The sequence below is a fragment of the Geothrix paludis genome, assembly GCF_022808815.1.
In the GTDB taxonomy this organism is placed as follows: Bacteria; Acidobacteriota; Holophagae; order Holophagales; family Holophagaceae; genus Geothrix; species Geothrix paludis.
This window is the reverse complement of record NZ_JAKZLC010000007.1, coordinates 108430-117766: the sequence shown is the minus strand read 5'-3', so window position 1 is coordinate 117766 and position 9337 is coordinate 108430. Positions and strand designations below refer to the sequence as shown.

Here is a 9337-nt window from a genome sequence, read left to right as displayed (position 1 = left end):
AGGGGTTCTTCTTGGACCCGCATCATTCGCGCTGTTGCCTGTCCGGACGAGAATCGGCCGCATGCGCGGCCGATTCTCTTAGAGGTGCTGCTTGACCACATCCACGACCTCGGGGAAGGCGTCGAGGCCCAGCTCCTTCAGCCGTTCCAGGGTGGGCACGCCGTTGGACGTCCAGCCGCGGCGGGCGTAGACGCTGTCCATGAGCTTGGAGAAGCGGCCCGTGCGCCATGTGCGGTGCAGGGCCATCTTCTCCTCGGTGCTCTTGCCCGCGGGATCCAGGCCCATCTCGGTGACGATCTGCTGGTCGTAGCGCTCGGCGCGGGACTCGTACTCTTCCTTCGTCACGGGGCCCAGCGAACGGTAGGGCGCCGCGTCGTGGAGCCTCAGGCCCTTGCCCATGCGGATGTTGAACACGCGCTGGAAGTTGTAGACCTTGGCGGACTGGACGATCAGCTCCTCCTTGTCGATCTTCACGCCCGTGGTGGCGCTGAAGAGGTCCACGTAGTTCTGCACGTGCTCGGGCACCTTGTGGGCCTCGGGCTGCTCGGAGTTGTTGGCGGGGACGACATCATTCCAGGGCAGCTTGCAGAAGCCGTTGAGGCCGAACCAGGTGCGGAACAGGGGGAAGTAGTAGAGGGCTTCCGCCTTGTCCTCGAAGGTGGGGATCTGCTTGTTCACCATGTCCATGAAGATCAGCCAGGCCTCGTCGTGCTGGGGGCCCTTGTTGGTGAGCGCGTAGCCGCCCTGCTGGGCCAGGGACTCCTTGGACATGTACTGGGAGTACTCGAGGCCCTTGTTCTCCATGCCGATGTCGTTGATGAGCTGCGGATCGCCCCAGCCCTGCTTGATGAAGTACTCCTTCATCTTCTTCACGCCCATGCCGGCGATCTTGCCGAAGCCCTCGCCCCGCGCCATCTGGTGCATCATCTCGAGGTCGGCCTCGGCGTTGCCCCAGGTCATCTCCAGGCCGCAGGTGCGCTCCCTGTTCAGGATGCCTCGCTGGTAGCACTCCATCACGAAGGCCGTGAGGGTGCCCCAGGTGATGGTGCAGATGCCGTAGGTGTCGCAGTAGAAGTTCAGCTCCAGCAGGTAGTCGGGGTCGAACACGCCGCAGTTGGAGCCGAGGCCCGCCGCGTTCTCGTACTCGGGACCGTCCACGGTGACCATGTCGCCCTTGTACGGGCCGGTCTTCAGCACCAGGCCGTCGGCGCCCTTGGCGCAGGCCATGGAGCAGCCGTACCAGCAGCCGTCCACGGTGGCCTGGGTGCAGCGCTGCTGCCAGTAGGCGGAGTCGATCTTGTGCACATCCGGGTGCGAGCCGTACTGGAAGTTGTGGACGGGCAGTAGGTCGTAGGCGTCCATGATCTCGACGATGTGGGCCGTGCCGTTGCGGCGCATCATGCACTGGCCGCCGTCGTTCTCGCGGATCTCCTTGTGGTACTTGATGCCGGTCTTGGCGATGGTCTCGGGATCCACCGGGTGGTTGAGGTCACCCGCGACCTTGGGGCCACGCACCACGAGGGCGCGGATGCGCTTGTCCCGGAACACGGTGCCGATGCCGCCCCGTCCGGCCTGCTTGAAGCGCACGCACTTGCGGCGGCGGTCGTAGAAGGAGAAGTTCAGCATGCCGATGAGGCTGTGGGCCGCGGCGGCGCCGCTGGAGACCACCGAGACGTTCGGCAGGTCCTTCTCGTCCTCCGCGTACATGTGCGTAAGCAGCTCGGCCAGCACGTGGCTGTCCTCGGGGCCGCCCTCGACTTCCTCAATGCGGATGATTCCCTTCACGCCGTCCACGAAGAGGATGACGTCCTTGTCGGCCTTGCCCTGGAGCTCCAGGGCGTCGAAGCCCGAGAACTTCAGCAGGGGACCGTAGAAGCCGCCCACGTTGGAGTCGATGGGGATGTCCGTCTGGGGCGAGAGGCTCACCACCAGGGACTTGCCGGTGCCCGCGTACTGGGTCATGCCGGCCACGGGGCCGGGGCTGATGACGATCTCGTTCTCGGGATCGTTCCAGCGGGTGGTGGGCTTCACGGCGTTCCACAGGTGGTAGAGGCCGAAGCCGCGGCCGCCGATGAAGACGTCCTTCATCTGCTGGGTGACGGGCTTCTCCGTGACCTCGAGGTTGCCCACGTTCACGTAGAGCGTGCGGTTGGTATAGCCCTTGTCCGGCAGGCTGGGCTGGAAGGGCACCTCCTTGAGGGTGCGCATCCCGGCGCGGAGGGCCTCGAGCCGGTCGAGGTACTCCGTGCGCTTCGTGTAGTCGATGTCCATCACCTTGGTGGGGTCGAAGACGAGCTGGCTCATGACGAACTCCTTCAGATGATCCGGACGGCCGGCTCGGGCACGTCGACGATGGAGAGGGCGCCGTGGGGGCAGACCTTCACGCAGACGCCGCAGGACGTGCACTTGTGGGGGACGATCCAATCCGGATTCCGCATGAAGGCGTCCTTCTCGCAGAAGCCGATGCACATGTAGCAGCCCACGCAGAGCTGCTTGTCGATCATCACCACGCCCAGCTTGTTGCGCTTGAGGGCCTCGGAGGGGCAGACCACCATGCAGTCGCCGCACTGGTCGCAGAGGATGGCCTTGCCGCCACCCTCCTCGTAGGCCTTGATCTGGAGGGCCGCCTGGGCGGGGTCGTCCACCTTGAAGACCTTGATGGCGCACTCCATCTCGCACTCATGGTTGCAGTTGCGTCCTGCATCGCACTTCTGGAAATCGATCACCAGCTGTTTCATGGCTCGGAGGCCTCCGGGAACGGACCTTTGACGACACGCCAATCGGGAGTGGTTGGGACCACCCCAGATGCGAGGCTAGTCCGGGCTCGGACCCCCGGCAATGGACGCGGTCACACTTCGGACTCGAGGCCCTCCCGCCGGATGAGGTGGGCCGCCGTGGCCTTGAAGGAGGCGACGATGGTGGAGCCAGGCCCAAGTTCGAGTTCTGCCAGGGATTGCGCGGTCACATAGGCCGCCAGGAAGAAGCCGCAATCCAGCTCCACCTTGAAGAAGGGCCCCCGGGGAACGACCTTCGTGACGGTGCCCGGGAAGGCGTTCCGGGCGCTGCTGGATTTGTCGGAGTGTAAAGAAAGGGCCACGTGCTCCGGCCGGATGCCCACCAGGATCGTCTGACCGGGCCGCGCCTCACCCACAGCCAGGACCTCATGGCCGTCTCCGCCCCTGCCGAGGCGCAGGGTGAGGAGGCCCCCGCCGCTGGAAGCCACCTGGCCCTTGAGCAGGGTCTCCATGCCCACGAAGGCGGCCACGAAGGGATCCTCGGGATGGTTCATAACCTCCCGCAGACCCCCGGTCTGGAGGATGACCCCGTCCTTCATCACGGCCAGCCGGTGCCCGAGGCGCGCGGCCTCGGCCTGATCGTGGGTGGAGAGGACGGCGGTGCTGCCGGTTTCCGCCAGGATGCGGCCCAGGTCGTCCAGGAGGCCCTCCCGGGCGGGGGCGTCCAGGGAGGCGAAGGGCTCGTCCAGGAAGAGGATCTCCGGCCCCAGGGCGAAGGCCCTGGCGAGGGCCGTGCGCTGGGCCTCGCCGCCGGAGAGCTGCCGGGCCGGGCGACCTAGCAGGTGCCCGATGCCCAGGCGCTGGGCCCAGGCACGCACGGCGGGCTCGCGCAGGGTGGCGGGGGCGCCCCGGAGCTTGAGGCCCGTAGCGATGTTCTGGGCCACGGTGGCGTCGAAGAGGAGTGGGTCCTGGAAGACCATGGTCATGCGGCGCCGGTAGGCCTCACGCTCCGGCCGCCCGGCCAGCTCCGCGCCCTTGAAGCGGAGGCTCCCTCCCGAGAGGGGCAGCAGGCCCGCCAGGGCCAGCATCAGCGTGCTCTTGCCGGCGCCGTTGGGGCCCATGAGGGCCAGCACCTCGCCGGCGCGCAAGTCCAGCGCGGGCACGTCGAGGACCTGCGTCTGGCCCCGGTGGACCTTGAGGTTCCGCGCTTCCAGGACGGTCGCGCGGCTCATCGGGGCCGGTTCCGCTGCTGCAGGTGCGTGAGCACGGCATTCACCGTGAAGGCCAGCACGAGCAGGAGGATGCTGAGGGCGAAGGCCACCTCGAAGTTGCCCTTGCTGGTCTCCATGACCGTGGCCGTGGTGAGCACCCGCGTCTGGCCCTTGATGTTGCCGCCCACCATGATGGAGGCGCCCACCTCGGAGATGACGCCGCCGAAGCCCGCCATCACGGCCGCCAGCAGGGGCAGGCGGGCCTCCTTGAGCAGCAGCCACACCATCTGGGGCCGCGAGGCGCCCAGCGCCAGGATCTGCAGCCTCAGGCCCGGCGGCAGGTGCTGGAGGGCGGAGAGGCTGATGCCCGCGATGATGGGCGAGGCGATGACCGCCTGGGCCAGGATCATGGCCGCGGGGGTGTAGAGGATCTCCAGGAAGCCGAGGGGCCCGTTGCGCCACAGCAGCACGGTGACGAAGAGGCCCACCACCACCGGCGGCAGGCCCATGCCTGTGTTGAGGAGGGCGATGACCAGCCGCTTGCCGGGGAACTCGGTGAGGGCCACGGGGATCGCGATGCCCAGGCCGATCACCAGGCTGATGAGGGTGGCCAGGCCGGAGACCTCGAGGGAGAGCATGGTGATCCGGAGGACCTCGGGATCCAGCGTGAGCAGCAGCTCCAGCGCCTTCCGAAGGCCCTCCCAGATCAGGTCCACGGCACTCCTTTATTCGGCTTCGAGGAAGGGAAACTTGAGGTCCCGGGGCGGCGTGAAGCTCTCCTTGATGGTGCGGGGAGAGGTCCAGCGGATCAGGTTGAGGAAGCTGCCGGCCTTGTCGTTGGTGCCCGAGGCCCGGGCCCCGCCGAAGGGCTGGTGGCCCACCACGGCGCCGGTGGGCTTGTCGTTGATGTAGAAGTTCCCGGCGGTGTTGGCCAGGGCATCCGTGAGGCGGTTGATCACGTAGCGGTCGCGGGCGAAGATGGCGCCGGTCAACGCGTAAGGCGAGGTCTCGTCCAGCACCTTTAGCGTCTCGTCCAGCTTGGCGTCCTCATAGACGTAGAGGGTGACCACCGGGGCGAAGATCTCCTCCTGCATGGTCACGAACCGGGGGTCCGTGGTGACGATGATGGTGGGCTCGACGAACCAGCCCTTGGACTTGTCGCCCTTGCCGCCCACGAGGATCTCGGCGTCCTTGGAGGCCTTGGCCAGCTCGATGTACTTCATGGCGTTGTCGAAGGAGGCCTCGTCGATGACGGCGTTGAAGAAGTTGCGGAAGTCGCGCACGTCGCCCATGCGGATCTCGCCCATCAGCCCCAGCAGGCGCGCCTTCAGCTCCGCCCAGCGGGAGGCTGGGGCGTAGACGCGGGAGCAGGCCGAGCACTTCTGGCCCTGGTACTCGAAGCCCGCGCGCACGATGGCCGCGGCGGTCTCGTCCACGTCGCCGGAGGCGTGCATGAAGACGTAGTCCTTGCCGCCGGTCTCGCCCACCAGGCGCGGATAGCTCCGATAGCGCTCCAGGTTGCCGCTGATGGTTTTCCACATCCCATTGAAGACGCCGGTGGAGCCCGTGAAGTGGAGGCCGGCGAAGTTGGGATCCTCCAGCGCGATCTTCCCGATCATGGAGCCGCGGCCGGGGATGAAGTTGATGACGCCGTCCGGGAGGCCGGCCTCCTTGTAGAGCTGCATGAGGTAGTGGTTCGACACCACCGACGTGGAGGCGGGCTTCCACACCACGGTGTTGCCCATGAGGGCCGGGGCCGTGGGCAGGTTCGCGGCGATGGCGGTGAAGTTGAAGGGCGTCACGGCGAAGACGAAGCCCTCCAGGGCCCGGTAGTGGACGCGGTTCCACACGTGGGGATCGGAGATCGGCTGCTGCTTGTAGATCTCCTCCATGAACTTCGCGTTGTAGCGGAAGAAGTCCGCCGTCTCGCAGGTGCTGTCGATCTCCGCCTGGTAAACGCTCTTGGACTGGCCCAGCATCGTCGCGGCGTTCAGGATGTAGCGATACTTCGTGGAGATGAGGCTGGCCACCTTGTGGAAGATGGCGGCGCGGTCCTCCCAGGGCGTGGCTTCCCAGTCCTTCTTGGCCGCCAGGGCCGCGTCGATGGCCATGCGGACCTCCGCCTCGCCGGCCTCGTGGTAGCGCGCCAGCACGTGCTGGTGGTCGTGGGGGCAGACGGCCTTCTGAGTCTTGCCCGTGCGCACTTCCTTCCCGCCGATGATCAGCGGGATGTCCAGCTCCAGGGCGTACTGGCGCTCCAGCTCGGCCTTCAGGAGGGCCCGCTCCTTGGATCCGGGCGCGTAGGGGAGGATGGGCTCATTGTGGGATTCAGGCAGGCTGAAGATGGCGTTGGACATGGGGTTTCCTCCGTCCGGTTCGCCTATTCCGGCTTGCCGGCATCAGGAAAGAATAACGGTGATCCAAAGGTGCCGATTCCGAATTCTTTGATGATGGTCTGCACATCTTTCGACACCAGGAAGTCAGCAAATGCGCGGGCTCCGGAGGTGTTCACCTTGGGATGCCGCGCCGGGTTGACTTCGATGACGTGGTAGACGTTGAGGAGCGCCGCATCGCCTTCGCTGAGGATCTCCAGCCCGAGTTTCTTCCGCAGGGCCAGGTAGGTGCCCCGGTCTGACAATGTGTAAGCCCGCTTCTCGGCGGCCACGGCCAGGGTCTGGCCCATGCCGAGGCCCGTCTGCTGATACCAGGCCTGGCCCTCGGGCTTGAGGCCCGCCGCGGCCCAAAGCTTCTTCTCCTGGGCATGGGTACCGGAGTTGTCCCCCCGGGAGATGAAGAGGGCGTGTCCGGCGGCGATGGCCTGGAGCGCCGCGACGGCGCCCTTCCCGCGCACATGCGCGGGGTCCATGGCCGGTCCCAGGAGGATGAAGTCGTTGTGCATGACGATGCGGCGGTTCACGCCGGAGCCTTCGGCCATGAGGGCCTTCTCCGCGTCCGGCGAGTGCACCAGCAGCACGTCCGCCTCGCCCTTCTTCCCCATGGCGAGGGCCTGCCCGGAGCCCACGGCGATGGTCTTCACCACGTAGCCCGTCTGCTTCTCGAAGCGGGGGATCAGCTCGTCCAGCAGGCCGGAATCCTGGGTGCTGGTGGTGGTGGCGAGGATGACCGCCTTCACGGCGGGCTGTCCCGCGCCCAGGCCCCCGCAGGTCAGGGATGCGGCGAGCAGCCAGGTCCAGCCGGGGAATCTCGGGATCCGCATGGGGGCCTCCATCCAATGTGTCCGAAAGAATACAACGGAAGGCGAAGCTGGGCCGGGCCGGCCGGCGGGATTGTGATCTCAGTCCAGCAGCCGCTTCCGGAAGGCCCGCACGTCGCCGGCGATGGCCTCGGCGGCCTTGGCCTGGATCTCCCGGAAGCGGGTCAGGGCCTCCTGGCCGGTGGGGGTGAGGACCGCCCCGCCACCCCGGTGGCCGCCCTTGGCCGCGGCCACCACGGGCGCATGGAAGCACTGGTTCATCTCATCCACCAGCATCCAGGCCTTGCGGTAGCTCATCTCCAGGTGCCGGGCCGCGGCGGAGATGGAGCCGGTCTCCCCGATGGCCTCCAGCAGGTCGGCCTTGCCCTGGCCGATGGCGATGTCCGTGCCGTAGGCGATGCGGATGCGGATGGACGCGGCAGGAGAGGCGGGCTTGGCCATGGGGACCTCGGGCGACCCCATTTCAGCACGGGCGGGAAGGGGAATCTGCTAGAAGGGAGGGATGGATGACAGGCGCGCGGACAAGCCGGCCCCTCGCACCCTCCGGGCGCGGCTCTTCCCGGAGCGCCCCCGGTTCTTCCCCTGGGCGCGGCCCGTGCAGTTGGTCCTGCGGAGCGTCCACATCGCCGCCATGGCCCTGGTGGTGGGGGCCCTCCCCTTCGGCGCCGGATTCGAGGCCCTGCAGGCACCCATCCTGCTCACGGTGGCCAGCGGTGCCCTCCTCTTCGCCATCGATCTCGCCCGGGACATGGGCATCCTCGTGCAGGGCAGCGGCGTGGCTGTGCTGCTGAAGCTGGCCCTGCTGGGCGCGGGCCTCCTCCAACCGGCCCACCGCCTGCCCTGGTACCTGGCCGCCACCCTGGTGGCCTCGGTGGGATCCCACATGACCGGGAGCTGGCGCCACTTCTCCTTCGTCCAGTGGAAGGTCCTGAGGTACCCCGACTGATGCCCACCCCCGCCGAAGCCCTCGCTCTGATCCTGGACCGCGTGGCGCCCCTCCCCACGCGGCGGGTGCCCCTGGGCGAGGCCCTGGGTCTGGCCGCCGCCGAGGCCCTCGCCTCCGAGGAACAAGTGCCCCCCTTCACCAACTCCGCCATGGACGGCTACGCCGTGCGGGCGGAGGACCTGGCCGAGGCCTCGGCGGAGCGACCGGTGCGCCTCCGCGTTCTGGGGGACCTGGCGGCCGGAGCCACGCCTGACCACCCGGTGACCCCCGGTACCGCCTGGCGCATCATGACTGGCGCGCCCCTGCCCGAGGGGGCCGACACGGTGGTGCCCGTGGAGGACACGACCCGCGGCCAAGACTGGGCGGAGGTCCGCGCGCCTCTGCGGACAGGGGTCCATGTGCGCCACGCGGGCGAGGACATCCAGGTGGGCCGGGCCATTCTGGCGCCCGGCCGCGCACTGCGCCCCGGCGACCTGGGCGTGCTGGCCGCCGTGGGGATACCTGCCGTGCCCGTCCATCCGCGAGCCCGGGTGGCCGTGCTCACCACGGGAGACGAACTAGTGGACGCCTCGGAGCGGCCCGGCCCAGGCCGGATCCGCGACGCGAACATCCACAGCATCTGCGCTCAGGTGACCGCCTGCGGAGCGATCCCAGTGCCCTTCCCGCGGGTGCGGGACGACCGCGCCACGCTCACCGCTGCCTTGCGCGAGGCGTTGACGGCCGACGCCGTACTCACCACCGGCGGCATCTCCGTGGGCGACTACGACTTCGTGAAGCCCATCCTGGAGGAGCTGGGCGCGCGCCGCGTCTTCTGGAAGGTGGCCCAGAAGCCCGGCGGTCCGCTGGGGTTCTGGATGCTGGGCGAGAAACCCATCTTCGGCATTCCGGGCAACCCCGTGGCCGCCATGCTCATGGTGGAGGAGTACGTGCGGCCCGCCCTGCGGCGCCTCATGGGCTTCTCCGTGCTGCATCGCCCCGCGGCCGAGGCGGTGCTGGAGGACGGCTGGCGCGGCAAGACCGGCGACCGCCGCACGACCTTCCTGAGGGTCGTGGCCCGCCGCGAAGGCGACCAGCTCCTGGCGCGGCTCACGGGTCCCCAGGGCTCGGCCATCCTCTCGTCCATGCTCGACGCCAACGCCCTGGCCGTCATCCCGCCCGGCGTGGACCGCGTGGAACCCGGCGGCGCCGTGACGCTACACCTCACTGAGCTGGCGGAAGATCACTGAAGGAG

General features: G+C 68.1%; 9 protein-coding genes. 2 read left to right on the top strand and 7 right to left on the bottom strand.

The genetic code is table 11. From position 1 onward, the window contains the following. Positions 1-78: 78 nt before the first annotated feature. The 7 genes from MLE64_RS15460 to MLE64_RS15430 all read right to left on the bottom strand — a co-directional run bounded on the left by MLE64_RS15460 (position 79) and on the right by MLE64_RS15430 (position 7601). Positions 79-2208 carry an aldehyde ferredoxin oxidoreductase family protein gene (locus MLE64_RS15460; RefSeq protein ID WP_423748269.1) on the bottom strand — a complete coding sequence of 710 codons (2130 nt, stop codon included), beginning with the start codon at positions 2206-2208 and terminating at the stop codon, positions 79-81. Between the two features lie 107 nt (positions 2209-2315). Then, positions 2316-2738: a 4Fe-4S binding protein gene (locus MLE64_RS15455; protein WP_243319124.1), complete on the bottom strand. Its 423-nt coding sequence runs from the start codon at positions 2736-2738 to the stop codon at positions 2316-2318. Positions 2739-2848: 110 nt separating this feature from the next. Continuing rightward, on the bottom strand, positions 2849-3967 hold the full coding sequence (locus MLE64_RS15450; protein WP_243319122.1) for an ABC transporter ATP-binding protein: 1119 nt from the start codon (positions 3965-3967) through the stop codon (positions 2849-2851). Further along, positions 3964-4662, bottom strand: a complete 699-nt coding sequence (locus MLE64_RS15445; protein WP_243319120.1) for an ABC transporter permease — start codon at positions 4660-4662, stop codon at positions 3964-3966. The genes MLE64_RS15450 and MLE64_RS15445 overlap by 4 nt, the downstream gene beginning before the upstream one ends. A gap of 9 nt (positions 4663-4671) precedes the next feature. After that, positions 4672-6303, bottom strand: a complete 1632-nt coding sequence (gene pruA, locus MLE64_RS15440) for an L-glutamate gamma-semialdehyde dehydrogenase (RefSeq protein ID WP_243319118.1) — start codon at positions 6301-6303, stop codon at positions 4672-4674. A gap of 23 nt (positions 6304-6326) precedes the next feature. Beyond that, positions 6327-7163 (bottom strand): ABC transporter substrate-binding protein, encoded by an 837-nt coding sequence (locus MLE64_RS15435; RefSeq protein WP_243319116.1) that lies wholly within the window; start codon positions 7161-7163, stop codon positions 6327-6329. Between the two features lie 78 nt (positions 7164-7241). Next, complete coding sequence (locus MLE64_RS15430) at positions 7242-7601, bottom strand: winged helix-turn-helix domain-containing protein (protein WP_243319114.1); 360 nt, start codon at positions 7599-7601, stop codon at positions 7242-7244. Between the two features lie 61 nt (positions 7602-7662). On the opposite strand from MLE64_RS15430, the gene MLE64_RS15425 reads away from it, so the two are divergent. Further along, positions 7663-8106, top strand: coding sequence for a hypothetical protein (locus MLE64_RS15425; protein ID WP_243319113.1), 444 nt, complete (start codon positions 7663-7665; stop codon positions 8104-8106). Next, a complete protein-coding gene (locus tag MLE64_RS15420) occupies positions 8106-9332 on the top strand; it encodes a molybdopterin molybdotransferase MoeA (RefSeq protein ID WP_243319111.1) in 1227 nt (408 codons plus the stop codon). The genes MLE64_RS15425 and MLE64_RS15420 overlap by 1 nt, the downstream gene beginning before the upstream one ends. The last annotated feature ends 5 nt before the right edge of the window (positions 9333-9337 follow it).

What these genes read in the sequence shown, in the direction of transcription:
- MLE64_RS15460 (WP_423748269.1), bottom strand. Translation starts at nt 2,208, where the DNA reads ATGCGCACCCTCAAGGAGGTGCCCTTCCAGCCCAGCCTGCCGGACAAG.
- MLE64_RS15455 (WP_243319124.1), bottom strand. Translation starts at nt 2,738, where the DNA reads ATGAAACAGCTGGTGATCGATTTCCAGAAGTGCGATGCAGGACGCAAC.
- MLE64_RS15450 (WP_243319122.1), bottom strand. Translation starts at nt 3,967, where the DNA reads ATGAGCCGCGCGACCGTCCTGGAAGCGCGGAACCTCAAGGTCCACCGG.
- pruA (WP_243319118.1), bottom strand. Translation starts at nt 6,303, where the DNA reads ATGTCCAACGCCATCTTCAGCCTGCCTGAATCCCACAATGAGCCCATC.
- MLE64_RS15435 (WP_243319116.1), bottom strand. Translation starts at nt 7,163, where the DNA reads ATGCGGATCCCGAGATTCCCCGGCTGGACCTGGCTGCTCGCCGCATCC.
- MLE64_RS15430 (WP_243319114.1), bottom strand. Translation starts at nt 7,601, where the DNA reads ATGGCCAAGCCCGCCTCTCCTGCCGCGTCCATCCGCATCCGCATCGCC.
- MLE64_RS15425 (WP_243319113.1), top strand. Translation starts at nt 7,663, where the DNA reads ATGGATGACAGGCGCGCGGACAAGCCGGCCCCTCGCACCCTCCGGGCG.
- MLE64_RS15420 (WP_243319111.1), top strand. Translation starts at nt 8,106, where the DNA reads ATGCCCACCCCCGCCGAAGCCCTCGCTCTGATCCTGGACCGCGTGGCG.